Source organism: Pseudomonas sp. YA1, assembly GCF_058680555.1.
This window is the reverse complement of sequence record NZ_JBZWBG010000021.1, coordinates 28732-52880: the sequence shown is the minus strand read 5'-3', so window position 1 is coordinate 52880 and position 24149 is coordinate 28732. Positions and strand designations below refer to the sequence as shown.

General features: G+C 68.6%; 22 protein-coding genes. 7 read left to right on the top strand and 15 right to left on the bottom strand.

The window, feature by feature from the left end:
* Window positions 1-12: 12 nt before the first annotated feature.
* From AC4OR5_RS25560 to AC4OR5_RS25535, 6 genes are all read right to left on the bottom strand, one after another.
* The gene (locus AC4OR5_RS25560) at window positions 13-1125 is read right to left on the bottom strand and encodes an ABC transporter ATP-binding protein (protein WP_023097596.1); all 1113 of its coding nucleotides are present in this window, start codon (window positions 1123-1125) and stop codon (window positions 13-15) included.
* 39 nt (window positions 1126-1164) lie between these two features.
* The gene (locus AC4OR5_RS25555) at window positions 1165-1998 is read right to left on the bottom strand and encodes a carbohydrate ABC transporter permease (RefSeq protein WP_003111700.1); all 834 of its coding nucleotides are present in this window, start codon (window positions 1996-1998) and stop codon (window positions 1165-1167) included.
* Between the two features lie 10 nt (window positions 1999-2008).
* On the bottom strand, window positions 2009-2941 hold the full coding sequence (locus AC4OR5_RS25550; protein WP_003111701.1) for a carbohydrate ABC transporter permease: 933 nt from the start codon (window positions 2939-2941) through the stop codon (window positions 2009-2011).
* A gap of 75 nt (window positions 2942-3016) precedes the next feature.
* Window positions 3017-4327: an ABC transporter substrate-binding protein gene (locus AC4OR5_RS25545; protein ID WP_003105362.1), complete on the bottom strand. Its 1311-nt coding sequence runs from the start codon at window positions 4325-4327 to the stop codon at window positions 3017-3019.
* 157 nt (window positions 4328-4484) lie between these two features.
* Entirely contained in the window at window positions 4485-5390 is a 906-nt protein-coding gene (locus AC4OR5_RS25540; protein WP_003089438.1) for an AraC family transcriptional regulator, read from the bottom strand.
* Window positions 5391-5612: 222 nt separating this feature from the next.
* Complete coding sequence (locus AC4OR5_RS25535) at window positions 5613-6518, bottom strand: AraC family transcriptional regulator (protein ID WP_003089436.1); 906 nt, start codon at window positions 6516-6518, stop codon at window positions 5613-5615.
* A 104-nt stretch (window positions 6519-6622) separates the two neighbouring features.
* On the opposite strand from AC4OR5_RS25535, the gene AC4OR5_RS25530 reads away from it, so the two are divergent.
* From AC4OR5_RS25530 to AC4OR5_RS25505, 6 genes are all read left to right on the top strand, one after another.
* A complete protein-coding gene (locus AC4OR5_RS25530) occupies window positions 6623-7183 on the top strand; it encodes a carboxymuconolactone decarboxylase family protein (protein ID WP_003089433.1) in 561 nt (186 codons plus the stop codon).
* Between the two features lie 49 nt (window positions 7184-7232).
* On the top strand, window positions 7233-8300 hold the full coding sequence (locus AC4OR5_RS25525; RefSeq protein WP_023094025.1) for an acyl-CoA dehydrogenase family protein: 1068 nt from the start codon (window positions 7233-7235) through the stop codon (window positions 8298-8300).
* The gene (locus AC4OR5_RS25520) at window positions 8297-9133 is read left to right on the top strand and encodes an ABC transporter ATP-binding protein (RefSeq protein WP_058159987.1); all 837 of its coding nucleotides are present in this window, start codon (window positions 8297-8299) and stop codon (window positions 9131-9133) included. Before AC4OR5_RS25525 ends, AC4OR5_RS25520 begins: the two co-directional genes overlap by 4 nt.
* Window positions 9099-10298, top strand: a complete 1200-nt coding sequence (locus AC4OR5_RS25515; protein WP_003107732.1) for an ABC transporter substrate-binding protein — start codon at window positions 9099-9101, stop codon at window positions 10296-10298. Before AC4OR5_RS25520 ends, AC4OR5_RS25515 begins: the two co-directional genes overlap by 35 nt.
* Window positions 10295-11059, top strand: coding sequence for an ABC transporter permease (locus tag AC4OR5_RS25510; RefSeq protein ID WP_003089428.1), 765 nt, complete (start codon window positions 10295-10297; stop codon window positions 11057-11059). The genes AC4OR5_RS25515 and AC4OR5_RS25510 overlap by 4 nt, the downstream gene beginning before the upstream one ends.
* Before the next feature lie 743 nt (window positions 11060-11802).
* Window positions 11803-13212: an LLM class flavin-dependent oxidoreductase gene (locus tag AC4OR5_RS25505; RefSeq protein ID WP_058159988.1), complete on the top strand. Its 1410-nt coding sequence runs from the start codon at window positions 11803-11805 to the stop codon at window positions 13210-13212.
* A 60-nt stretch (window positions 13213-13272) separates the two neighbouring features.
* On the opposite strand, the gene AC4OR5_RS25500 is transcribed toward AC4OR5_RS25505, so the two are convergent.
* The 6 genes from AC4OR5_RS25500 to AC4OR5_RS25475 form a co-directional block, all read right to left on the bottom strand.
* Window positions 13273-14508 carry an SfnB family sulfur acquisition oxidoreductase gene (locus tag AC4OR5_RS25500; protein WP_003107493.1) on the bottom strand — a complete coding sequence of 412 codons (1236 nt, stop codon included), beginning with the start codon at window positions 14506-14508 and terminating at the stop codon, window positions 13273-13275.
* A gap of 30 nt (window positions 14509-14538) precedes the next feature.
* Window positions 14539-15798 (bottom strand): acyl-CoA dehydrogenase family protein, encoded by a 1260-nt coding sequence (locus tag AC4OR5_RS25495; RefSeq protein ID WP_009316108.1) that lies wholly within the window; start codon window positions 15796-15798, stop codon window positions 14539-14541.
* A 215-nt stretch (window positions 15799-16013) separates the two neighbouring features.
* Complete coding sequence (locus AC4OR5_RS25490) at window positions 16014-17639, bottom strand: NADP-dependent glyceraldehyde-3-phosphate dehydrogenase (protein ID WP_003089420.1); 1626 nt, start codon at window positions 17637-17639, stop codon at window positions 16014-16016.
* A 164-nt stretch (window positions 17640-17803) separates the two neighbouring features.
* Window positions 17804-17947, bottom strand: a complete 144-nt coding sequence (locus AC4OR5_RS25485; protein WP_003111383.1) for a hypothetical protein — start codon at window positions 17945-17947, stop codon at window positions 17804-17806.
* 25 nt (window positions 17948-17972) lie between these two features.
* Window positions 17973-19325, bottom strand: coding sequence for a GntP family permease (locus AC4OR5_RS25480; protein WP_003107128.1), 1353 nt, complete (start codon window positions 19323-19325; stop codon window positions 17973-17975).
* Window positions 19326-19421: 96 nt separating this feature from the next.
* Window positions 19422-19943 carry a gluconokinase, GntK/IdnK-type gene (locus AC4OR5_RS25475; RefSeq protein WP_003107130.1) on the bottom strand — a complete coding sequence of 174 codons (522 nt, stop codon included), beginning with the start codon at window positions 19941-19943 and terminating at the stop codon, window positions 19422-19424.
* A 194-nt stretch (window positions 19944-20137) separates the two neighbouring features.
* Between AC4OR5_RS25475 and gntR the strand changes: the two genes are divergently transcribed.
* The gene (gene gntR / locus AC4OR5_RS25470; protein ID WP_003111384.1) at window positions 20138-21169 is read left to right on the top strand and encodes an HTH-type transcriptional regulator GntR; all 1032 of its coding nucleotides are present in this window, start codon (window positions 20138-20140) and stop codon (window positions 21167-21169) included.
* 230 nt (window positions 21170-21399) lie between these two features.
* Here the strand turns inward: gntR and AC4OR5_RS25465 are convergent, their stop codons facing one another.
* The 3 genes from AC4OR5_RS25465 to AC4OR5_RS25455 form a co-directional block, all read right to left on the bottom strand.
* Entirely contained in the window at window positions 21400-21765 is a 366-nt protein-coding gene (locus AC4OR5_RS25465) for a cupin domain-containing protein (RefSeq protein ID WP_003089408.1), read from the bottom strand.
* A gap of 32 nt (window positions 21766-21797) precedes the next feature.
* The gene (locus tag AC4OR5_RS25460; RefSeq protein WP_003089406.1) at window positions 21798-23096 is read right to left on the bottom strand and encodes an NAD(P)/FAD-dependent oxidoreductase; all 1299 of its coding nucleotides are present in this window, start codon (window positions 23094-23096) and stop codon (window positions 21798-21800) included.
* 103 nt (window positions 23097-23199) lie between these two features.
* Complete coding sequence (locus AC4OR5_RS25455; RefSeq protein ID WP_003089404.1) at window positions 23200-24093, bottom strand: LysR family transcriptional regulator; 894 nt, start codon at window positions 24091-24093, stop codon at window positions 23200-23202.
* Between the last annotated feature and the right edge of the window lie 56 nt (window positions 24094-24149).

The window sequence follows — 24149 nt, the reverse complement described above, 5'->3', positions numbered from 1 at the left end:
CCGCTGGCGGCTTCAGGCCGCCTGTTGCAGTCGTTTGTCGAGGGCCTGGCCGTTGCTGTCGAACAGATGGCAGTGCGCCGGATCGAAGCCCAGCTCCAGGGTTGCGCCGTAGTCCGGTGCGAAATCGCCGCGCACGCGCAGGGTGAGCATTTCCCCCGAGTCGGCGCGGACATGGCAGAAGCTGTCGCTGCCCAGGCGCTCGCTGACGTCGGCGGCGACCCGCAGCAGGCCCTGGAAGGCATGGCCCGGGCGGGCGATGTTCAGGTGTTCCGGGCGGATACCGAGGGTCACCGGGCTGCCGGTGGCCAGCTCGCCGGCGCATAGCGGCAGGCCGACGCGCGCGCCGCATTCGAGGGCGACCTCGCAGCGCTCGCCCTGGTTGCGGCTGAGATGGCCGCGCAGGAAGCCCATCTTCGGCGTGCCGAGGAAGCCGGCGACGAACAGGTTGGCCGGATGGTGGTAAAGCTCCAGCGGCGAGCCGACCTGCTCGACGCGTCCGCCGTTGAGCACCACGACCTTATCCGCCAGGGTCATCGCCTCGACCTGGTCGTGGGTCACGTAGATCATGGTCGCCGCCAGTTCCTGGTGCAGCCGCGCCAGTTCCAGGCGCATCTGCACGCGCAGGGCGGCGTCGAGGTTGGACAGCGGTTCGTCGAAGAGGAATATCTTCGGGTTGCGCACGATCGCCCGGCCGATCGCCACCCGCTGCCGCTGGCCGCCGGAGAGCTGGCGCGGCTTGCGCTCCAGCAGCGCTTGCAGTTCGAGGATGCGTGCGGCGGCGTCGACCTTGGCGGCGACCTCGCGCTTGTCGACGCCGGCCAGGTCGAGGGCGAAGGAGAGGTTCCTGCGCACCGTCATGTGCGGGTACAGCGCGTAGGTCTGGAAGACCATCGCCAGGTCGCGCTTCGCCGGTGGGGTGTCGGTGATGTCCGTGCCGTCGAGGGCGATGCTGCCGCCGCTGGCCTCTTCGAGGCCGGCGATCAGGCGCAGCAGGGTCGACTTGCCGCAGCCGGAGGGGCCGACGAAGACCACGAACTCGCGGTCGCGGACGTCGAGGTCGATGCCCTTGATGATGGCCTGGCCGTCGAAGCCTTTCTGCAGGTTGCGGATCTTGAGATCAGCCATGGCGGAATACCTCCGTGGACGAAAGGATGGGGATGCGCTTCATTTCACGGCGCCGAAGGAAAGGCCGCGTACCAGCTGCTTCTGGCTGATCCAGCCGAAGACCAGGATCGGCGCGCAGGCGAGGGTGGAGACGGCCGAGAGCTTGGCCCAGAACAGTCCTTCGGGGCTGGAATAGGAGGCGACCAGGGCGGTCAGCGGGGCGGCGGCCGAGGAGGTCAGGTTGAGCGACCAGAAGGCCTCGTTCCAGCACAGGATCAGCGACAGCAGCAGGGTCGAGGCGAGCCCGCCGCGGGCGATCGGCAGCAGCACGCGGACGATCTCCTGCCAGGTGCCGGCGCCGTCCAGGCGCGCCGCTTCGAGGATGTCCACGGGGATGTCCTTGAAGTAGGTGTACACCATCCAGACCACGATCGGCAGGTTGATCAGGGTGTAGACGATGATCAGCGCCAGCCGCGAATCGAGCAGGCCGAACTGCTTGGCCAGCAGGTAGATCGGCATCAGTACGCCGACCGGCGGAAGCATCTTGGTCGACAGCATCCAGAGCAGCGTGCGCTTGGTGCGGCGGGTCTCGAAGAAGGCCATGGAGTAGGCCGCCGGCACCGCGACGAGCATGCACAGGAGGGTCGCCGAGGAGGAGATCAGCAGCGAGTTCCAGGCATAGGCGAAGTAGTCGCTGCGCTCGTTGATGTGCAGGTAGTTCTCCAGGGTCGGCTGGAAGATGAACTGCGGCGGCGTGGCGAAGGCGTCGATCTCGCTCTTGAAGCTGGTCAGCAGCATCCAGAAGATCGGGAAGAACAGCAGCAGGGCGATGCCCCAGCAGAGCAGGCCGAGCAGGCCGTTGCGCAGGCGGCGGGATTGCTTGAGTGTCAGCATGGCGGGTTCCTCAGCTGCGCTCGGTAAGGTTCTTGCCGATCATCCGCACCAGCACGATGGCGGCGATATTGGCGATCAGCACCGCGATCAGGCCCCCGGCCGAGGCCATGCCGACATCGAACTGCAGCAGCGCCTGGTTGTAGATCAGGTAGGCGAGGTTGGTCGATTCGTAGCCGGGGCCGCCGCTGGTGGTGGTGAAGATCTCGGCGAACACCGAGAGCAGGAAGATCGTCTCGATCATCAGCACCACCGCGATGGGCCGCGCCAGGTGCGGCAGGGTCAGGTGCCAGAAGATCGCCAGCGGACCGGCGCCGTCGAGGCGGGCGGCCTCCTTCTGCTCCTGGTCGAGGGACTGCATGGCGGTCATCAGGATGAGGATGGCGAAGGGCAGCCATTGCCAGGAGACGATGAGGATGATCGACAGCAGCGGATAGTGCGCCAGCCAATCCACCGGCTCGGCGCCGAACAGGCGCCAGACGGCGGCGAGGATGCCCGAGACCGGGTGGAAGATCAGGTTCTTCCAGAGCAGCGCGCTCACCGTCGGCATGATGAAGAACGGCGAGATCAGCAACACCCGCACCGCGCCGCGACCGAAGAACTCGCCGGCCTCCAGCAGCGCGGCGATGAGCACGCCGAACGCCACGCTGATCGCCAGCACGCTGCCCACCAGCAGCAGGGTGTTCAGCGCGCCGGGCAGGAAGCCGGCGTCGGTGACGAAGAAGGTGAAGTTCTCCACGCCGACGAAGGCATTCTCGCCGGGATACAGCAGGTTGTAGCGGATCAGCGAGAAATACAGGGTCATGCCCAGGGGCACGATCATCCACAACAGCAGCAGCGCCACCGAGGGGCTGACCAGGAGCCAGCCAGGGCCGCGCCGGCGGCGCTGGAGGCGACGGTGGGCGGGACGGGCCGGGAGCGGGGTATCGAGGGCCGAGGTGTTCATGGCGACTCCGTCTGGATCTTCAAGGGCAAGCGCTCGAGCAGCGCCGCGCCGGGCGCGGCTGCGCCCGGCGGCGGACTACTTCGGATAGCCGGCGCGCTTCATCTCGCGGGCGGTGCTCTGCTGCGCGGCGGCGAGCGCCTGGTCGCTGCTCATCTGCCCGGTGAGGGCGGCGGAGAACAGCTTGCCGACCTGGGTGCCGATGGCCTGGAACTCGGGGATGGTGACCAACTGGATGCCGACATAGGGCACCGGCTTCAGCGTCGGATGGTTGGGATCGACGCGCTTCAGCGATTCCAGGGTGACCCGCGCGAACGGCGCGGCGGCCAGGTAGGCCTCGCTGTAGGTCGAGGCGCGGGTGCCGGGCGGCACGTTGGCCACGCCTTCCCTGTCCGCCACCAGCTTGCCGTACGCCTGCGAGGTGGCCCAGGTGGCGAAGGCCTTCGCCGCGTCCTTGGCGCGCGAGCTGGCGGGAATCGCCAGGGCCCAGGAATACAGCCAGGAGGCGCCCTTGTCGGTGACTTCCCGGGGGGCGAAGGCGAAGCCGGTGGCGTCGGCGACCTTGCTCTGGCTCTTGTCGGTGACGAACGAACCGGCGACGCTGGCGTCCACCCAGATCGCGCACTTGCCGCTGTTGAACAGCGCCAGGTTCTCGTTGAAACCGTTGCTGGAGGCGCCGGGCGGGCCGTACCGCTTGAGGGTGGAGACATAGAAGTCGAGAGCCTTCTTCCATTCGCCGCCGCTGAATTCGGGCTGCCATCGCTCGTCGAACCAGCGTGCGCCGAAGGCGTTGGCCAGGGTGCCGATCAACGCCATGTTCTCGCCCCAGCCGGCCTTGCCGCGCAGGCAGATACCGTACTGGCCCTGGTCCGGGCGGTTGAGCCTGGCGGCGAACTCGCCGAGCTGGGTCCAGGTCGGTTGCTCGGGCATCCGCAGCCCGGCCTGCTGGAACAGGTCCTTGCGGTAGTAGGTGATCGAGGCTTCGGCGTAGAACGGCAGGGCGTACAGCGTGCCCTTGACGGAGAGACCGTCGCGCACCGAGGGCAACAGGTCGTCCAGGGCGTAGTCGGCGGGCAGCCCGCTCATCGGCTCCAGCCAGCCCTTGGCGCCCCAAAGCGCGGCTTCGTACATGCCGATGGTGAGCAGGTCGAACTGTCCGCCCTGGGTGGCGATGTCGGTGGTCAGGCGCTGGCGCAGGACGTTCTCTTCGAGCACCACCCATTTCAGCGCGATGTCCGGGTGGCTTTCCTCGAACACCTTGGACAGGCGTTGCATGCGGATCATGTCGTTGTTGTTGACCGTGGCGATGGTCAGGGTCTCGGCGCCCTGGGCCAGCAGGGGCAGGGCGAGGCAGGCGGCGGCCAGGCAGGCCTTGATCGAGTCGTTCATCGGTGAACTCCTCTTCCGGGCCGGCGGGCGGCGCGGAAGACATTATTGTTTTTGTGTCGCTCGCTGCCGATTACACAGGCGCGTCACGCAACCGACAAAGCCTCGACTGCACTTCGACCGATACTTTTTTGCACCGCCGGGGTGGGGCGCTGGAGGCTCAGAGCAGGTTCTGCTCGGTCAGCCGCTGGGTCACCAGGCGCCGGTAGCCGGTGGGCGTCATGCCCTTGAGCTGCTGGAAGCGCCGGTTGAAATTGGACAGGTTGCTGAAGCCCGACTCGAAGCACACCTCGGTCACCGGCAGCTCGCTGCGGGCCAGCAGCTCGCAGGACTTGCTGATGCGCAGGCGGTTGACGAACTCGACGAAGCCGCGCCCGGCGGCCTGCTTGAAGAAGCGCGAGAAGTAGGTGGGGGTCATGCCCAGGTGGGCGGCGACCTGCTCCTGGGTGAGGTCCTGGGCGTAGTGCTGGAAGATGTAGTCCACCGCCCGGTTGATCCGTTCGACGTTGTGCTCGTCGGCCAGTTGCGAGGAAGTGACGGTAGAGAGCAACTGATAGTCCTCGCATTCGGCGAGCTGTTCCATGAGGATAAAAAAGTATCCCAGGCGGGTCATGCCACCGCTGTCGGCGATGCGTTGCAACAGTCGCCGGCTTTCGCCGATCAGCGCCGGGTCGCGAAACTCGATGCCGTAGCGCGCCCGCGCCAGCAGCGGGGCCAGGCGGTTCAGCTCGGAGAATACGCCGCTGCCGTCCTCCAGCACCTCGTCGGTGAAGTTCACCAGCATGTCGCGCCGGGCCACCACCTCGTCGGGCTCGACCTGGCTGATCCAGTTGTGCGGCAGGTTGGGGCCGGTGAGGAACAGGGTGTCGGGGGCGAAGTTGCCGATGTAGTCGCCGATGAATACCTTGCCGGAGCTGGCGACGATCAGGTGCAGTTCGTATTCCTTGTGGAAGTGCCAGCGCACCAGCGGGCTGGGGAAGCCGTGCTGGCGGTAGATCAGCGAATGGCCTTCGTGGTCGTCCATCAGCTCGTAGGACGGATCGGTGACTTTGCTGGCTCTGGGCATGGGCGCGGGCCGACCGGGGGAACGAAGGCACATCCTAGCCCGAAGCGGCGGGGCTGTGCAGGGGCGGGCAGCGGCCGTGGCGCTGTCCGCCGCCATCCACCCCAAGGCCGGGGCGTGGCGTGTTCCGGGTTGCCGTTGCGGACCGGGCGCTTGACGAGGCGCGCGCTCTTCGACCCCGCTTCAGCGCCGTTGGCCTGCTCGGTGCCGATCGGCCTCCGGCGATCAGCGGCTGGCCTTGCGATAGGCCCCCGGTTGCTGTCCGGTGGCCTTGTGGAAGGCGCGGGTGAAGGCGGCGGTGGACTGGTAGCCGACCGCCGCCGCGACCTCGGCGACGCTGGCGTCGGCGCGCAGCAGGGCGCAGGCGCGGTGCATGCGCAGGGCCAGCAGGACCTGTCCCGGCGACTGACCGCTGAGTTCGTTGAAGCGCTTGAAGAAGGCCGAGCGCGAGAGTCCGGTGCGTTCGGCCATCTGTTCCAGGCTCCAGGGCTGTTCGGGTGCCTCGATCAGCGCTTCCAGCAGGCCGGCGAACTGCGGCTGGCGGGCCAGTGCCACCAGGCCGCCGAGGGTCGGGTTGTCGAGCACCTGCTGGCGCAACACGTAGAGGAACAGCAGGTGGCTGAGGCGCTCCAGCAGAACCGGCGACGGCGCCGGCTGGCGGCGGCACTCGTCGACGATCAGGGCGAACAGGCGTCGCGCCGCGTCCAGCGCCGGATCGCCGGCGCGCAGGATCAGCCAGTCGGGCAGGGCGTCGACGATCAGCCCGGACAATCCCGAATGGAAGTGGAAGAACCCGCAGACCAGGCCGGCACCGTCCGCCGCGTTCCACTCCAGCGCCTGCATTTCGCCGCGCGGCTGGCAGCGCGCGGCCTCGGCGGTGGCCTCGCTGGAAAGGCGGAACTCGACGTCGCGCAGGAAGAACAGCGCGTCGCCGCTGTCCAGTCGCCAGCCCCGGGCGCTTCCGGCGACGTGCGCCCAGCAGTGTCCCTGCACCACCAGGTGGAAGCTGGCACGCGCCAGGCCGTGGGTGGAGGCATGCCAGCCGCCGCAGTAGCGACCGACATGGAACAGGCTGGTGTCGACTTCGAGGCTGTCTAATAACCAATCGACAAGCGGGTTGGACGAATTCATCTAAGGGAAAGACTCAAGAGCAAGTGATAGCGACTTTAGAATATTGAATGGATTTCTTATTACCAAGAGACTTCTTCGACACCTCAACCACCGGAGTCGAAAGCATGTCACGCGTTCCCGTGCTCACCCTGGAAAACGCCCCCGAGGCGGCGCGTCCGTTCCTCCAGACCGCGCTGAACAACTCGGGTTATATCCCGAATCTGCTCGGCGTGCTGGCCAATGCGCCGGCCGCCCTGGAAACCTACCTCACCGTGTCCGGGCTGAACGCCAAGGCCAGCCTCGGCCTGCCCGAGCGGGAAGTGGTGCAACTGGTGGCGGCCACCACCCATGGCTGCGACTTCTGCGTTGCCGGGCACACCGCGGTGGCGCGCAACAAGGCGCGCCTGCCGGAGCCGGTGATCGAGGCCCTGCGCGCCCGCGGCGAACTGCCCGATGCCCGCTACGAAGCCCTGGCCGACTTCACCCGCGCGGTGATCGCCAGTCGCGGCGCGGTCACCGACGAACAGTTCGAAGCCTTCCGCGCCGCTGGTTTCGACCAGGCCCAGGCCCTGGAAGTGATCCTCGGGGTGAGCCTGGCGACGCTCTGCAACTTCGCCAACGTGTTCGCCCGCACGCCGCTCAATGCCGAGCTGGAGCAATATCGCTGGACCAACCCGCAGGCCTGAGCCTGCGCTTGCCGGGCGGCGTGCCGCGCCGGCGCAAGGAGTGACGACCATGCTTGACCCGACCCTGAGCGACTGGCTCGACCGCCAGGCCGACGCCCTCGACCGCGGCGACGCCGATCCCGCCGCGCTGCTGCCGCGCCTGGCCGCCGCCGGCGTGCTCGGCGTGGCGGTGGAGGAACGCCTCGGCGGCGCCGGCGGCACGCTCGCCGACGCGGTGGAGCGGGTGGCCGCGGTGGCGGCGCGCTCGCTGACCGCGGCGTTCGTCTTCTGGGGCCAGCGCGCCTTCATCGAGTACCTGTTGCAGAGTCCCAACCAGGAACTGCGCCAACGCCTGCTCGGCGACCTGCTGGCCGGCCGCCTGGCCGGCGCCACCGGGCTGTCCAACGCGATGAAGTTCCTTTCCGGGATCGAGGCGCTGCAGGTGGTGGCGCACGCGGAGGAGGCCGGCTGGCGCCTGGACGGTCGCCTGCCGTGGGTGACCAACCTGCGCAGCGGCGATTTCGTGGTGGCGGCGGCGATCGAACGCGGGGAGGGCGGCAGTCCCTTCGTCCTGGCGATTCCCGAAGGACTCGCCGGCGTGCAGCGCTCGGCGGACCTGCGCCTGCTCGGCCTGCAATGCAGCAACACCGCCGCCCTCGACCTGCGCGCGGTGGCGGTCGGGCGCGACTGGCTGTTGCACGACGACGCCCGGCAGTTCCTGCCACGGGTGCGCCCGGCCTTCCTCGGCCTGCAATGCGGCATGGCCATCGGCCTGGCGCGCCGCGCGCTGGACGAAGTGCAGCGGCACCTGGGCGGCAGTCGTTCGCTGCTGGATGGCGAGCTGGCGGCACAGCGCGAAACCCTCGACGGGCACGTGGCGGCGCTGCACGCCGGACTGGCCAGCGGCGAGTTCGCCAGTCAGCCGGCACGCCTGTTCCGCATCCGCATCGGGCTCGCCGAAGCCGCCGCCAATGCCGTGCAACTGGAGTTGCAGGCCAGCGGCGGCAAGGCCTACCTGAGCGAGCACGGCGCCGGTTTCGCCCGCCGCTGGCGCGAGTCGGCGTTCGTCCCGATCGTTACGCCGAGCCTGGTGCAACTGCGCGCCGAACTGCAACGCCAGGCCGAGGCCAAGGCATGAGCGAGGCGCTCCTCGACGCTCGCGGGATCGCCCTCGGCTATCCGCGCGGTGCCGGCTGGCAGGCGGTGCTCGGCGATTTCGACCTGCGCCTGGGTGCCGGCGAGGTAGTCTCGATCCTCGGTCCCAGCGGCGTCGGCAAGTCCAGCCTGCTGCGCGTGCTGGCTGGCCTGCAGGAGCCGGCCGCCGGCAGCGTGCGGGTACTCGGCGAGCCCCTGCGCGGACCGCATCCGGGCGTCGCGGTGGCGTTCCAGGACCCCAGCCTGCTGCCCTGGCTGAACCTGGAGAAGAACGTCGCCTTCGGCCTCGATTTCGCCCGCCAGCCGCACCTCGACGCGGTCACCCGCCAGGCCCGCGTCGACCAGGCGATCGCCGCGGTCGGCCTGGAGCACGCCCGTGCCCGCTACCCGGCGCAACTCTCCGGCGGCATGGCCCAGCGCACCGCGCTGGCCCGCTGCCTGGCGCGGCAGCCGAAGGTGCTGCTGCTCGACGAACCTTTCGGCGCGCTGGACGAAGTGACCCGCGCCGACATGCAGCAGCTGCTGCTGCGGGCGATCCACGAGCGCGGCACCGCCGTGGTCCTGATCACCCACGATATCGACGAGGCCCTGCTGCTCTCCGAACGCATCCTGCTACTGGGTGACAGCCCGGCGCGGACCCTCGGCGAGTGGCGCATCGACCTGCCGCAGCCACGCGCGGAGCTGGTCGAGGAACTGGGCGCGTTGCGCATCGAGATCCTGAAAACCCTACGGCGGGCGAGCCGCACCCATGCCCATCCCATCGCTCAGCCGGAGGCCTCCCATGTGCCTGGACGACCCGACCCATTCCCGACGTGACATCCTCAAGCTCGCCGCGCTGCTCAGCGCCGCCGGCGCGTTGCCGCTGCTGAGCAGCCTGCAGGCGCGCGCCGCCGCCGAACCCGACGCGCCGGTGCGCATCGGCTACCTGCCGATCACCGACGCCACGCCCTTGCTGGTGGCCCATGCCAACGGCCTGTTCGAGGCCGAGGGCATCCAGGCCGAACGGCCGGTGCTGTTGCGTAGCTGGGCGCAGGTGATCGAGGCGTTCATCTCCGGCCAGGTCAACGTCATCCACCTGCTGTCGCCGATGACCGTCTGGGCCCGCTACGGCAGCAAGGTGCCGGCCAAGGTGGTGGCCTGGAACCACGTCGGCGGCTCGGGGCTCACGGTGGCTCCGGAGATCGCCGACGTGCGCCAGCTCGGCGGCAAGAGCGTGGCGATCCCGTTCTGGTACTCGATCCACAACGTGGTGTTGCAGCAACTGCTGCGCGACAACGGCCTGCGCGCGGTGAGCCGCGCGGTGGGCGCGGCGCTGGCCGCCGACGAGGTCAACCTGGTGGTGCTGCCGCCTTCGGACATGCCGCCGGCGCTGGCCAGCAAGCGCATCCACGGCTACATCGTCGCCGAGCCGTTCAATGCCCTGGCGGAGAACCTCAAGGTCGGCCGGGTACAGCGCTTCACCGGCGATGTCTGGCGCAACCACGCCTGCTGCGTGGTGTTCATGCACGAACACGACCTGGAGCGGCGGCCGCAGTGGTCGCAAAAGGTGGTCAACGCCATCGTCAAGGCCCAGCTATGGACTCGCGAGCACCGCGCCGAGGCCGCACAGTTGCTGTCCAAGGCCGGAGCCAACCGCTACACGCCGCACGCGCCGGAGGTCCTCGGCCGGGTGCTGGCGCCGGGCGCCGAGGAGCAGCAGGCCTATCTCGCCAGCGGAGCGATCCGCCACGCCGACTGGCAGGAGCGGCGCATCGACTTCCAGCCCTATCCCTATCCGAGCTACACCGAGGAACTGGTGCGGCGGCTGAAAGACACCCTGATCGAAGGCAATAATGCCTTCCTCGCCAGCCTCGATCCGCGCCAGGTGGCCAGTGATCTGGTGGACGACCGCTTCGTCCGCCAGGCCCTGGCAGAGGTCGGCGGGTTGCAGGCGTTCGGCCTCGCCGAGGGCTTCCAGCGCAGCGAGGAGATCAGCCCGTGAGGCAGACCCTGCGCCAGGGTGCGCTGGGCGTTGCCGGGCTGCTGGCGCTGTTCGCCCTGTGGTGGCTCGGCGTGGCCCTGTTCGGCGCCGCCGACGGCCTTTCGGCACGCTTCTCGCCGCAGGCGACGTTGCTCAGCCTGGGTGAACTGCTGGAGCGCCGCGAACTCTACGAGCATGTGCTAGTGAGCCTGAAACGGGTCCTGCTGGGCTTGTTCCTGGCGCTGCTGGTGGGAGTGCCGCTGGGGCTGCTGGTGGGCGCCTCGCGCAACCTGGAAGCGGCGACCACTCCGGCGTTCCAGTTCCTGCGGATGATCTCGCCGCTGTCGTGGATGCCCATCGCGGTGATGCTGATGGGCGTGGGCGACCAGCCGATCTATTTCCTGCTGGCCTTCGCCGCGCTCTGGCCGATCCTGCTGAATACCGCCGCCGGCGTGCGCCAGCTCGACCCGCGCTGGCTGCAACTGAGCCGCAGCCTCGCCGCCACGCCCTGGGAAACCCTGCGCCGGGTGATCCTGCCGGGCATCCTCGGCCATGTGCTGACCGGCGTGCGCCTGGCCATCGGCATCCTCTGGATCGTCCTGGTGCCCTGCGAGATGCTCGGCGTCAGCGCCGGGCTCGGCTACTACATCCTCGACACCCGCGATCGCCTGGCGTACTCCGAGCTGATGGCGATGGTGCTGCTGATCGGCCTGCTCGGCTACCTGCTCGACGCCGCGGCGCGCGGACTCTACCGGCGCTGGGCGCACGGAGCGCTCGGGTAGGACGGGGTTCCGGTGCGTTGGCGGATAGCGCCGGGGCGCTATTCGCCCTACGGGTCAATGGGGATGCTCGGGTAGGGCGAATAGCCGCTCGCGGCTATCCGCCGGGTGGGGTTCCGGTGCGCTGGCGGATAGCGCCGGGGCGCTATTCGCCCTACGGGTCAATGGGGATGCTCGGGTAGGGCGAATAGCCGCTCGCGGCTATCCGCCGGACGAGGTACCGGTGCGCTGGCGGATAGCGCCGGGGCGCTATTCGCCCTACGGGTAATGGGGATGCTCGGGTAGGGCGAATAGCCGCTCGCGGCTATCCGCCGGGCGGGGTTCCGGTGCGTTGGCGGATAGCGCCGGGGCGCTATTCGCCCTACGGGTCAATGGGGATGCTCGGGTAGGGCGAATAGCCGCTCGCGGCTATCCGCCGGACGGGGTTCCGGTGCGTTGGCGGATAGCGCCGGGGCGCTATTCGCCCTACGGGTAATGGAGAGGTTCGGGTAGGGCGAATAGCCGCTCGCGGCTATCCGCCGGACGGGGTTCCGGTGCGCTGGCGGATAGCGCCGGGGCGCTATTCGCCCTACGGGGTTCGGGGCTCGGGTGGGGCGGGCGAATGTGTTGATCCACCAACACTTGCCCAGCAGTTGCGCCCGCCCAGCGACAGGGGCTTGTCACCCAGGCCTTGTCCGGCGCGGCCCCGCGGCCCGGCACGGGCTGTGCACGGGGTGCCGGATGCACAGGCAAACCAAGGAGTCCCCATGCCGCGCGAAATCCGTCTCAACGCCTTCGAAATGAACTGTGTCGGCCACCAGTCGCCCGGCCTCTGGGCGCATCCGCGCGACCGTTCCTCGCAGTACAAGGACCTGGAGTACTGGACCGACCTGGCGCGGTTGCTCGAACGCGGCCGTTTCGACGGACTGTTCATCGCCGACGTGCTGGGCATCTACGATGTGCTCGACGGCAATGGCGACGCGGCGATCCGCCAGGCCGCCCAGGTACCGGTGAACGACCCGCTGGCGCTGATCACGCCGATGGCCGCGGTGACTCGCCACCTGGGCTTCGGCCTGACCGCCTCGCTGTCCTTCGAGCATCCCTATCCCTTCGCCCGCCGACTCTCGACCCTGGACCACCTGACCAAGGGCCGGATCGGCTGGAACGTAGTGACCTCCTACCTGGAAAGCGGCGCGCGCAACCTCGGCCAGCAGGCCCAGCTCGACCACGACCGCCGCTACGACTATGCCGACGAATACCTGCAGGTGCTCTACAAGCTCTTCGAAGGTAGTTGGGAGGACGGCGCGGTGCTCCGCGACCGTCGCCGACGGATCTTCAGCGACCCGGGCAAGATCCACGAGATCCGCCATGTCGGCGAGCACTTCCAGGTACCCGGCATCCATCTCTGCGAACCATCGCCGCAGCGCACGCCGGTGCTCTACCAGGCCGGCGCGTCGAGTCGCGGCAAGCGCTTCGCCGCCGAGCACGCCGAATGCGTGTTCGTCGCCGCGCCGTCGAAGACCGTGCTCAAGCAGGCGGTCGCCGACATCCGCCAGCGCGTCGCCGAGGCCGGCCGCGATCCGCGCAAGGTACTGGTGTTCAACCTGCAGACGGTGGTGCTCGGCGAGACCGACGCCAAGGCCAGGGCCAAGTTCGACGAATACCGCGCCTTCGTCAGCTACGAAGGGGCCCTGGCGCTGATCTCCGGCTGGACCGGGATCGACTTCGGCCAGTATCGGCCGGAACAGGTGCTGCGGCATATCCATACCAATGCGATCCAATCGGCGGTGGAAGCGTTTTCCAGCGCCGATCCGAAGCGCACCTGGACGGTCCGCGAGCTGGCCGACTGGGTCGGTATCGGCGGCTTCGGCCCGCTGTTCGTCGGCAGCCCGGCGACCGTCGCCGACCTGTTGCAGGAGTGGGTGGAGGACACCGACGTGGATGGCTTCAACCTGGCCTATGCGCTGGCCCACGAAACCTTCAGCGACGTGGTCGAATTGCTGGTGCCGGAGTTGCAGAAGCGCGGGGTGTACAAGACCGAATATGCGCCGGGAACCCTGCGCGAGAAGTTGTTCGGCGACGGCCCGCGGCTGCCGGATTCCCATCCGGCGGCCGGCTATCGCGACCTGCGGGCGCTCTGGGAGAAGGAGGCCGGGCGCAACGCGCTGCCGGCCTGACCTGGGCGGACGGCGGATGACGCCGGTGGCGCTATCCGCCCCCAAGGCCCGGGACGGCTCCTAGAGCCAGGCGTGCCGCGGTGGCTTCACCCCATTCAACTGGTAGTTGCCGATGGCATGGTATTTCCAGCGCACCGGGTCATGCAGGGTGTGGGTGCGGGCGTTGCGCCAGTGACGGTCGAGATTGAGTTCCTCCAGGGTCGAGCGCGTGCCGGCCAGTTCGAACAGCCGGTTGGCGGCGAGCAGGGCGGCTTCGGTGGTGAGCACCTTGGCCTCGGCCACGGCGATCGAGGCGGCGGCCACGCTCTCCTCGTCGGGGGCGGCGAGCGCGGCTTCGATGGCGTCGGCCGCCAGGTCGAGCACGGCTTCCGCGGCGCGCACGCGGATGCGCAGGTCGCCGACCTGCTGGATGGTATAGGGGTCTTCCCAGGCGTGCTGCTGGTTGGCGTCTATCCATGGCCGCGCGTGGCGGCGCACCTGCTGCACGGTCTCGGCGAGGATGCCACGGGCGATGCCGGCGTCGATGGCGGCCTGGATGAACTGCGATACGGCGCCGGCGGCGGTGGGGCGGTCGAAGGCGCGGTGCACCGGGATGACGTGCTCGGCCGGCACCCGCACGTTGTCCAGGATGACGGTGCCGCTGGCGGTGGTGCGCTGGCCGAAGCCGGACCAGTCGTCGATCACCGTCAGCCCCGGCGCGTCGCGCGGGATGAACGCCAGGTGCGCGCGCTGCTCGGCGTCGAGGCCGACGGCCGGTACCCAGTGGGCGAGCAGGGCGCCGCTCGAATAGAACTTGCGGCCGTCGATGCGGAACCCGTCGCCATCCGCCAGCACTCGTGTCTGGAATTCGGCGACGGTACGGCTGTGGCGTTCGGAGAAGGCGTTGCCGAAGCGCACGCCGTCTAGCACCAGGCCGTAGAAGAAGCGTTTCTGCTCCTCGCTGCCGTCCAGGCGCAAATGATCGAGCACCGCCAGGTGGTTCTGCGGCAACTGCGCCAGGGACGGGTCTACCGCGGCGATGGTCTTCAGTACTTCGGCCAGGGTCCGGTAGCCGACCTCGGCGCCGCCGTAGGCGCGCGGTACGCTGATGCCCCACAGGCCGCTCTGCGAGAAGGCTTCCAGTTCGGCCACCGGCAGCCGGCGCTGGCGGTCGCGCAGCGAGGCTTCCTCGGCGAACAGCCCGGCCAGTTCGCGGGCGACGCGGATCGCCTCGGCGTCGTCGGCGATGCGCCGGGCCGGGGTCCGTGGCAGCGGTTGCCGATAGGGATCGGCGGCGTTCTTTTCCAGTGCGCTCATGGCGACTCCTTGCGATGGGATGGGCGAGGTTCAGCGGGACGCCGTGGCCGGACCGCTGCCGATCTGCCAGACGTAGGGCGGCTCGCTGCCGTTGATCTCCCAGTCGCCGACGATCCGTTGCTTGTAGATCAGGGGATTGTGCGAGGCGGCGGTACGCGCATTGCGCCAGTGGCGGTCGAGCTGCTTGCCGCGGCCGACGGCGGAAGCGCCGCTGGCGTCGAACAGCTCGCTGGTGGCCTGCAACACCAGTTCGGCGACGATCGCCTGGGCCTTGGCCGATTCGATCTCGGCGGCGACATTGGCCTCCTTCTCCGCCTGCGGGTCGCCTACGAAGCGCGCCAGGTAGGCGCGCTGGGCCGCTTCGGCGGCGCGCAGGGTGGCCGCCTCGGCGGCGTAGACGCGCGCGGCGATGCGCCCGACCACCTGCTGCACCTGGGGATCCTGGCTGACTCGCGGGGCATTGCCGTGGCTGTAGATGCGGGTCCGCCCGCGCACCTCGGCGGCGACGTCGCGCAAGGCGGCGCGGCCGGTGCCGGCCAGCACCGCGAGCAGGACCAACTGGTAGAACGCGGTCTGGTACTTGAAGCGGCTGGCGAAGTCGATGAGGTTCTCTTCCTCCACCTCGGCGTCCTCGAACCGCGACGTGCCGCTGCCGGTGGTGCGCTGGCCGAAGCCGTCCCAGTCGTCGCTCTGGCGCACGCCGGGCTGGTCGGTGCGGATCGCCGCGATCACGTCGGCGCCGGTGTCGTCGCGCTGGGCATACAGATCGATCCAGTCGGAGAAGAGGCTACCGGTGCTGTAGTACTTGCTGCCGTTCACCACCCAGCGACCGTCGTCCTTGCGCGAGACGCGGGTGAGCACTTCGCCCAGCCGTACCGAACCGACCTCGGTCCAGGCGCAGCCGACCAGGTCGCCCTCGACGAAGCGCCGCAGCCAACGGTCGCGGCCAGGGCCGGGCTCGGCATTGAGACGGTCCTCGACGAAGGCGAAGTGGCCGCGCAGGGCCTGGGTGATGTTGGAGTCGGCCTCGGCCAGTTCGATCAGCAACTGAACCAACTGCGGCAGCGAGGCGCCGGCGCCGCCGTGCTCGCGCGGCACGCGCACGGCGCCGAAGCCGGCCTGCTTGAGCCAGGCGATCGCCTCGTGGGGCAGTTCGCGTTGCCGTTCGCGCTCGACGGCGCCTTCGGCGATGCGCGCGAAGATCGGTCGGAAACGCTGGGCGAGCAGTTCGTAGTCGGCGCCTTCGGAGAGACTGGCGGCGGTGGCTTCGGGATGGACGCGGGCGTTCATGCGGACTCCTGGTAGGCAGCGGGGCCGTCCGGTCGACGGCTACCCTGGAGTCCGGGCCGTTGCACAGCCTGTGCCGAACCGCGCAGGCCACTGGTTGCGCGGGTTCGCGCGAGCAGGAGGTGTTGCCGGGGCGGCAGCCTGTTGCGCGGCTGCTGCCTGGCGGACAGTGGCGGGAGGCGGCAGGCCCCTCTCCCGGCGGGAGAGGGGCAGGCGCTTCAGAAGATGTAGTCGGTGGTGAGGAAGTTCGACGCGCGGTTGCGGATGATCTCGCTGACCAGGGTCTTGTTCGCCTCGGTGTCGCGGGTCGCCACCAGGGTGCGGATGGAGAACACCCGCAGCGCGTCATGGACCGACAGGGTGCCTTCCGCCGAGTTCTTCCGGCCGTTGAACGGGTAGCTGTCCGGGCCGCGCTGGCACTGGGCGTTGACGTTGATCCTGCCGACCTGGTTGGCGAAGGCGTCGACCAGCCGGCCGATCTGCGCCGGGTCGTTGCCGAACAGGCTCAACTGCTGGCCGTAGTCGGAGCGCAGGACGTAGTCGATCACCTCGTCCAGTTCGCGATAGGGCACCACCGGCACCAGCGGGCCGAACTGCTCCTCGTGGTAGAGGCGCATGTCCGGGCTCACCGGACTCAGCAGGGCGGGGTAGAAGAAGCTCTGCCGATGCTCGCCGCCGCCCGCATTGACCACCCGCGCGCCCTTGGCCAGGGCGTCGTTCAGCAGGCCTTCGAGGTAGTCGACCTTGCCCGGCTCCGGCAGCGGCGTCAGCGCCACTCCGGGTTCCCAGGGCATGCCCGGCTTGAGGCTGGCCAGGCGCGCGCTGAACTTGTCGAGGAACGGTTGCAGCACGCTTTCGTGGACGAACAGGATCTTCAGCGCGGTGCAGCGCTGGCCGTTGAAGGACAGCGCGCCGGTGACCGCCTCGTTCACCGCGTTGTCCAGGTCGACCTGCGGCAGGACGATGCCCGGGTTCTTCGCGTCCAGGCCGAGGGCGGCGCGCAGGCGGTGCGGGCGGGGGTGCAGCTTCTTCAGGTCGCTGGCGCCGGAATGGGTGCCGATGAAGGCGAATACGTCGACCTTGCCGCTGGCCATCAGCGCCGACACGGTTTCCCGGCCGCGCCCGTAGATGACGTTGATCACTCCTGGCGGGAAGCTGTCGCGGAAGGCTTCCAGCAACGGGCGGATCAGCAGCACGCCGAACTTGGCCGGCTTGAACACCACCGTATTGCCCATGATCAGCGCCGGGATCAGGGTGGTAAAGGTTTCGTTCAGCGGGTAGTTGTACGGCCCCATGCACAGCGCCACGCCCAGCGGAACCCGGCGGATCTGGCCGAGGGTGCCCTGTTCCAGTTCGAAACGGCTGGAGCGGCGGTCGAGTTCCTTCAGCGCTTCGATGGTGTCGACGATGTAGTCGCAGGTACGGTCGAACTCTTTTTCGGAGTCCTTGAGGTTCTTGCCGATTTCCCACATCAGCAGCTTGACCACCGCCTCGCGTTGCTCGCGCATCCGCGCCAGGAAGCGTTCGACGTGCTGGATGCGCTCGGCCACCCGCAGGTTCGGCCACAGGCCCTGGCCGTGGTCGTAGGCCCGCACCGCGGCGTCGAGGGCGGCGAGCGCGGCGTCGGCGTCGAGCAGCGGGGTGCTGCCGAGGATCACCTGGCGCTCGCCGTCGGCCTCGGCGAGGAATACCGGGCTGCGTACCGGCGCCAGCGGGCCGTCCCAATGTCGCAGTTGGCCGTCGACCAGGTAGTCGCGCTGCTCGATGGGGGCGTCGGGGCGGTACTGCTCGGGAATGGCGTCGAGGCTGGGAAACAGCGAATCGAGGTGGAGCGGGGCGGTCATGGCGGGTCCTCGAATGACGTGGGTGAAAGGCATGGGACTGTTGTAGCGCGGTCCGGGGCGAAGGTAAATCGTTTCAGCAGGAAAACCGTCGCGCCCTTGCCGGAAGTCAGCCTTTGCTCCCGCTTCGCGGGGAGGCGGGAGCAAAGGCACGGCACCGTCTGGCTTCAGGCGTCGGCGGTAGGCTCTTCGCGGGGCTGCGCCGGCGGTGGCTCAAGCAGTTCCTGCTGCTCGGCATAGCGCTGGCGGATATCGAAGTCGCGCGGCCAGCGCGAGGCTTCGTGGTCGGGGCGTTGCATCGGTTCGGTCATGGCTGGACTCCGGTCGGGCTGGTGCTCAGAGCACCAGCGACAGCAACAGGATGAAGACCAGGCCGACCACGGAGAGGATGGTCTCCATCGCGGTCCAGGTCTTGAAGGTCTCGCTGACGCTCATGTTGAAGTACTGCTTGACCAGCCAGAACCCGGCGTCGTTGACATGGGAGAGGATCAGCGAACCGGCGCCGGTGGCGAGCACCAGCAACTCGCGGTTGACGCCGGGAATCAGGTCGATCACCGGCACCACGATGCCGGCCCCGGTGATGGTGGCGACGGTGGCCGAGCCGGTGGCGATGCGGATCACCGCGGCCACCAGCCAGGCCAGCAGGATCGGCGAGATCTGCGCGTTCACCGCGAGATGGCCGATGACGTCGCCGACCCCGCTGGCCACCAGCATCTGCTTGAAGCCGCCGCCGGCGCCGATGATCATCACGATGGCGGCGGTCGGTGCCAGGCTCTGGTCGAGCAGCCTGAGGATCTTCTTCGAGTCGAAGCCACGGGCGTAGCCGAAGGTATAGAGCGCCACCAGCAGGGCCAGGAGCAGGGCGCTGATCGGATGGCCGATCATGTCCATCCAGGCGCGGAACGCGTGGCCATCGGGGAAGGCGACGTCGGCGAAGGTCTTCAGCAGCATCAGGAACACCGGCAGCAGCACGGTCGCCAGGGTCACGCCGAAGCTGGGCAGGTCCTGGGTCTCGGGCTCGTGGGCGATCTGCTCGACCAGTTCCGCCGATGGCGTGCCGGGGATGTAGCGCGAGACCAGCGCGCCGAACAGCGGGCCGGCGATGGCGGCGGTGGGCAGGGCGACGATCAGGCCGTAGAGGATGGTCTTGCCTATGTCGGCGCCGAACACGCCGATCGCCAGCAGCGGGCCGGGGTGCGGCGGCACCAGACCGTGCACCGCGGAAAGGCCGGCGAGCAACGGGATGCCGATCTTGATCAGGGACACGCCGCTGCGCCGGGCGACGATGAACACCAGCGGGATCAGCAGGATGAAGCCGATCTCGAAGAACAGCGGGATGCCCACCAGGAATGCGGCGAGCATCATCGACCAGTGCACCCGCTCCTTGCCGAAGGCGCGGATCAGGGTGCGGGCGATCTGGTCGGCGCCGCCGGAATCGGCCATCAGCTTGCCGAGCATGGTGCCCAGGGCGAGGATCACGCCGACGAAGCCGAGCACGCCGCCGAAGCCGTCCTGGAAGGATTTGACGATCTTCTCCACCGGCATCCCCGAGGTCAGGCCGAGGAAGCCGGCGGCGATGATCAGGGCGATGAAGGGATGCACCTTGAAGCGAGTGATCAGCACGATCAGGCCGATGATGGTCACCAGGGCGTCGAGGAGCAGGTAGGCATCGTGTGACATGCCGAACATGGAGGGCTCTCCTTTTGTCGTTGTTCTACCGGAGTTGCTGTTTCATTGAAGCGCTTTTTCGGGGTAGCGCTATCTTTGTCGGACAAGCGAAAGACTTCAGGCGGCGGCGTGCTCCAGCCACCAGGCGTGGGCGGCCTGCGCCAGGCATTCCACCGGCAGGGTGGCGTCCAGGCGCAGGGTCAGGGGTTCGTCGAGCGGCGGCTCGAGGGCGGCGAACTGGCTGTCGATCAGGGTCGCCGGCATGAAGTGGCCGGGGCGCTGGGCGACGCGCTCGGCGGCGACCGCCGGGGTCAGTTCCAGGTAGACGATGCCGAGGCCGGGCACCGCGCGGCGCAACCGGTCGCGGTAGGCGCGCTTGAGGGCGGAGCAGGTCAGTACCGGCAGCTTGCCGGCGGCCACCGCCTGGCGCAGCTGCTCGGCGAGGGTGTCCAGCCAGCCGGCGCGGTCGTCGTCAGTGAGGGGGATGCCGGCGCTCATCTTGCGGATGTTGGCGGCGGGATGGAAGCTGTCGCCTTCGATGCCGTGGGCGCCGCTGCGCTGGCAGAGGGCCTGGCTGACGCTGGACTTGCCGCAACCGGCGACACCCATGATGACCAGGGCTTGGAGGGGTGGATGCATGGAACACCTCAAGCGTGAGACAGCGCTGTCTTTGCGACCTGGAAAAAATCGCGCGAGCCTGGCTCCGCCTTCTTGTCGTTGTGGTCTGTCGAATCCCGCGCGGGCAGTGGCGGACAGGCCGCCTCAGGCGATTGCCCAGGTCGCGAGACAGCGCTACCTTAGTGCCTGGAATTTTGTTTGGCAAGCAGGCCACGATGAGCATCACCAAGAACGACAAGAACACGCGAACCACCGGACGTCCCACCCTCAACGAAGTCGCGCGCCGCGCCGGGGTCAGCCCGATCACCGCGTCGCGCGCGTTGCGCGGCGTCGCCAGCGTCGCCGAAGAACTGGCGCAGAAGGTCCGCGACGCCGCCCGCGAACTCGGCTACGTGGCCAACCCCGCGGCGCGCGCGCTGGCCTCGGCGCAAAGCCACAGCGTGGCGGTGCTGGTGCCGTCGCTGGCCAACCTGCTGTTCATCGAGACCCTCGAGGCGATCCACGCGGTACTGCGGCCGCAGGGCCTGGAGGTGCTGATCGGCAACTTCCACTACTCGCGCAACGAGGAAGAGGACCTGATCCGCAACTACCTGGCCTACCAGCCGCGCGGCCTGCTGCTGACCGGCTTCGAGCGCACCGAGAGTGCCCGGCGGATGATCGAGGCCAGCGGCATTCCCTGCGTGTACATGATGGACCTGGACTCCGGCGCCGGGCTCAATTGCGTCGGCTTCTCCCAGTTGCGCGCCGGCGAGGCCGCCGCCGAGCACCTGCTGGCACGCGGCCGCAGGCGCCTGGCCTACATCGGCGCCCAGCTCGACCAGCGCACCCTGCTGCGCGGCGAGGGGTTCCGCCGCGCCTTGCAAAAAGCCGGCTGCTACGACCCGGGGCTGGAAATCCTTACGCCGCGGCCGTCCTCGGTGGCCCTCGGCGGCGAACTCTTCGTGCAGTTGCTGGCCAGCCAGCCGCAGGTCGACGGGGTGTTCTTCTGCAACGACGACCTGGCCCAGGGCGCGCTGCTGGAGGCCCTGCGCCGTGGGGTCAAGGTGCCGGAGCAGATCGCCGTGCTCGGTTTCAACGACCTGCCGGGTTCGGACTGCACGGTCCCGCGCCTGAGCAGCATCCGCACCCCGCGCGAAGCCATCGGCCGGCGCGCGGCGGAGCAGTTGCTGGCGCTGATCGCCGGCAAGGAGGTGCGCGATAGCGCGCTGGACATGGGGTTCGAGCTGATGGCGCGGGAGAGCACCTGAACCCGCGGCCCGACGGTGCGGCCGTTCAGGGACATGTCGAGGGCTGGGCAGCGCCGCCGGGCGGAACGGCTTGCCGGGTAGGGCGAATAGCGCCGCAGGCGCTATCCGCGGTTACGCCGGGTTTCACGGCGGATAACCGCGAGCGGTTATTCGCCCTACGGGACATGTCGAGGGCTGGGCAGCGCCGCAGGCGCACGCCTTTCGTAACGGCTCGCCGTCTCTTCGGTGTCTCAAGCCACCGCGTAGTAATGCTTGACGAAGCCGCCGTCGGCAACCTCCCAGAGCACCGGGGTGCCCTTGCTGACGAACCAGCTGTCGCCGGCCTTGTAGAGCGTGCTCTGGCCGGTGGACTCGTCGGTGAGGCGGACCTCGCCGCTGACCACCGTGGCCTGTTCGCTGAACGGATAGGTCATGCGAAACTTGCCGGCGGTGGTGCCGAAGTAGGCGGCGCTGACCGGGTCGGTGGGGGCTCCGGCGGTCATCTTGCCGAAGGCTTTCACCTCGCCTTCGAGGATCTCCGAGCCGAGGTCGGCGACGCTGCCCCAGGCGTCCAGTTCGTCGAGGGTAATGCCGTGGCGGATAACGGTAATGGCCATGGGAATGCTCCTTGTAGAGTGATCGGTAGGTTTCAGCGCCGGCCGTTCCAGTAGCCGGAGAGCTGGTGCCAGGTCTTGCCCGCGCTGAGCAGCAGCGGGCGGAAGTGGTCCTTGCCGTGGATCGGGATGCGGCGCACCGAGCTGAGCAGGTCGTAGCGCGCCGAGCCTTCGCTCATGCCTTCGGCGAGGACCTTGCAGACGATGTGGCTGGGGGTCACGCCGAACCCGGAATAACCCTGGACGAAGAACGCGTTGGGCCGCCCCGAGAGGCTGCCGATCTGCGGGAACAGGTTGGCGCTGCAAGCCATCGGCCCACCCCAGGCGAGGTCGATGCGGACGTGCTCCAGGTAGGGGAAGATCTTCAGCATCAGCTTGCGGTTCCAGGCCTTGAGGTCGCCGGGAATGCGTTCGACGAAGGGCGTGGCGGCGCCGAACAGCAGGCGGTTCTCGTTGGTCACCCGGTAGTAGTCGATGACCGGGCGGATGTCGCTGTAGGCGCCGCGGATCGGGCTGATCCGCTGGATCAGTTCGTCCGGCAGCGGCTCGGTCATCATCTGGAACGCGTAGGTATTGATGGTGGTGCGGTGCAGCTCGGGCTCGAGCCGGTTGAGGAAGCTGTCGCAGGCCCAGAGCAGCTTGTTCGCGGTGACCGAGCCCTTGGCCGTGCGCACGCGGATGCGCTCGCCGTATTGCACCTCCAGCGCCGGGCTGTATTCGAATATCCGTGCGCCGAGGCCGGCCAGCGCCTTGGCTTCGCCGAGCAGCAGGTTGAGCGAGTGCACATGGCCGCCGCCCATGTGCAGCAGGGCGCTGCCGTAGGCGTCCGAGCCGATGATCTGGCGCACCTCGGCACCGTGCAGGTAACGGATCTCATGGGGCGAGCCGAGCGACCGGAATTCCTTTTCCCAGGCCTGCAGGGTCTTCGCCTGGCGTGCGTTGAAGCCCATGTAGCCGTAGCCGTGGCAGAAGTCGGCGTCGATGGCGTACTTCTCGATGCGGCCCTTGATGATGTCGGCGCCGAGGTCGCTGATCTCGAAGATCGCCCGCAGGCCGTCCTCGCCGACGTCCTTGCGGATCTTCTCCAGGTCGTGGCCGATGCCGGCCATGATCTGCCCGCCGTTGCGCCCGGTACCGCCGAAGCCGAGGTGGCGGGCCTCCAGCACGACGATGTCGGTGATGCCGTGCTCGGCCAGCTCAAGCGCGGTGTTGATCCCGGAGAAGCCGCCGCCGATCACCACCACGTCGGCGTCCAGGTCGGTTTCCAGGGAGGGGAAGGACAGCTCGTACTTCTTGGTCGCCGTGTAGTAGGTCGGCGTCTCGATGTTGATCATGGATGCGGCCTGGCAAGGGGTGGATGTACCTATTAGACGCTCCGTGGCCGCCGCGGTCTTGTTCCTGTCTGCCGCCGGCTTGACCGGCCCTGCCAGGCGCGCTTCAGCCCAGCGTGGCGATCACCCGTGGCGCGACGAAGTCGATGAAGGCGCGCAGCTTGGGCGAGACCTGGCGGCCGGACGGCCAGAGCAGGAAGAATCGCGCGCGGCGCTCGCAGAAGGTGTCGAGGACGCTGACCAGGCGCCCTTCGCGCAGCGCCTCGCGGATCGAGAAGTCCGGCAGGCAGGCGATGCCCTGGTCGCGCAGGGCGAAGCAGACGCGGGTCTCGATGTTGTTGCAGACCATCGACACCGGAATCTGCGGCGGGGCTTCGCCGTCCGCGCGGCGCAGCGGCCATTCCTCGAGGCGGCCGGTGTTGGAGAAGCGGTAGTGCAGGCAGGTGTGCCGCAGCAGGTCTTCCGGGCAGCGTGGCGTGCCGTGGCGGGCGAAGTAGGTCGGCGAGCCGACCAGCTTCAACTGGAACTCGCCCAGTTCGCGCATGGACAGCCGCGAATCCACCGGCTGGCCGGTGCGCAGGACCACGTCGAAGCCTTCGTCGACGACATCCACCACGCGATCGCTGAAGTCGAGGTCTAGCTCGATGTCCGGATAGGCCTGCATGAAATCGGCGAGCGCCGGCAGGACCAGCCCGCTGACCAGCGGCAGGCTGACCCGCAGGCGCCCGCGCGGGGTCTCGCGGCTTTGCGACAGCTCCAGCTCGGTGGCTTCGATCTCGGCCAGGATGCGCCGGCTGCGCTCGAGGAACAGGCTGCCTTCGGCGGTCAGGGTGATGCTGCGGGTGCTGCGGTGGAACAGGCGCACGCCGAGCTTCTCTTCCAGGCGGGCGACCCGCTTGCCCACCGCCGAGGCGCTGACGCCGAGGGTCCGGGCGGCGCCGACGATGCTGCGGGTCTCGGCGACGCGGACGAAGACGGTGAAACCGCTGAGGCTGTCCATGCAAGGCTCCGATTACGGACATGAAGGTCCGGATAGAGCGGAACTCTATCCGTCTT

Coding starts and splice junctions, on each gene's coding strand:
- AC4OR5_RS25560 (WP_023097596.1), bottom strand. CDS start 1,125: ATGGCTGATCTCAAGATCCGCAACCTGCAGAAAGGCTTCGACGGCCAG.
- AC4OR5_RS25555 (WP_003111700.1), bottom strand. CDS start 1,998: ATGCTGACACTCAAGCAATCCCGCCGCCTGCGCAACGGCCTGCTCGGC.
- AC4OR5_RS25550 (WP_003111701.1), bottom strand. CDS start 2,941: ATGAACACCTCGGCCCTCGATACCCCGCTCCCGGCCCGTCCCGCCCAC.
- AC4OR5_RS25545 (WP_003105362.1), bottom strand. CDS start 4,327: ATGAACGACTCGATCAAGGCCTGCCTGGCCGCCGCCTGCCTCGCCCTG.
- AC4OR5_RS25540 (WP_003089438.1), bottom strand. CDS start 5,390: ATGCCCAGAGCCAGCAAAGTCACCGATCCGTCCTACGAGCTGATGGAC.
- AC4OR5_RS25535 (WP_003089436.1), bottom strand. CDS start 6,518: ATGAATTCGTCCAACCCGCTTGTCGATTGGTTATTAGACAGCCTCGAA.
- AC4OR5_RS25530 (WP_003089433.1), top strand. CDS start 6,623: ATGTCACGCGTTCCCGTGCTCACCCTGGAAAACGCCCCCGAGGCGGCG.
- AC4OR5_RS25525 (WP_023094025.1), top strand. CDS start 7,233: ATGCTTGACCCGACCCTGAGCGACTGGCTCGACCGCCAGGCCGACGCC.
- AC4OR5_RS25520 (WP_058159987.1), top strand. CDS start 8,297: ATGAGCGAGGCGCTCCTCGACGCTCGCGGGATCGCCCTCGGCTATCCG.
- AC4OR5_RS25515 (WP_003107732.1), top strand. CDS start 9,099: ATGTGCCTGGACGACCCGACCCATTCCCGACGTGACATCCTCAAGCTC.
- AC4OR5_RS25505 (WP_058159988.1), top strand. CDS start 11,803: ATGCCGCGCGAAATCCGTCTCAACGCCTTCGAAATGAACTGTGTCGGC.
- AC4OR5_RS25500 (WP_003107493.1), bottom strand. CDS start 14,508: ATGAGCGCACTGGAAAAGAACGCCGCCGATCCCTATCGGCAACCGCTG.
- AC4OR5_RS25495 (WP_009316108.1), bottom strand. CDS start 15,798: ATGAACGCCCGCGTCCATCCCGAAGCCACCGCCGCCAGTCTCTCCGAA.
- AC4OR5_RS25490 (WP_003089420.1), bottom strand. CDS start 17,639: ATGACCGCCCCGCTCCACCTCGATTCGCTGTTTCCCAGCCTCGACGCC.
- AC4OR5_RS25485 (WP_003111383.1), bottom strand. CDS start 17,947: ATGACCGAACCGATGCAACGCCCCGACCACGAAGCCTCGCGCTGGCCG.
- AC4OR5_RS25480 (WP_003107128.1), bottom strand. CDS start 19,325: ATGTTCGGCATGTCACACGATGCCTACCTGCTCCTCGACGCCCTGGTG.
- AC4OR5_RS25475 (WP_003107130.1), bottom strand. CDS start 19,943: ATGCATCCACCCCTCCAAGCCCTGGTCATCATGGGTGTCGCCGGTTGC.
- gntR (WP_003111384.1), top strand. CDS start 20,138: ATGAGCATCACCAAGAACGACAAGAACACGCGAACCACCGGACGTCCC.
- AC4OR5_RS25465 (WP_003089408.1), bottom strand. CDS start 21,765: ATGGCCATTACCGTTATCCGCCACGGCATTACCCTCGACGAACTGGAC.
- AC4OR5_RS25460 (WP_003089406.1), bottom strand. CDS start 23,096: ATGATCAACATCGAGACGCCGACCTACTACACGGCGACCAAGAAGTAC.
- AC4OR5_RS25455 (WP_003089404.1), bottom strand. CDS start 24,093: ATGGACAGCCTCAGCGGTTTCACCGTCTTCGTCCGCGTCGCCGAGACC.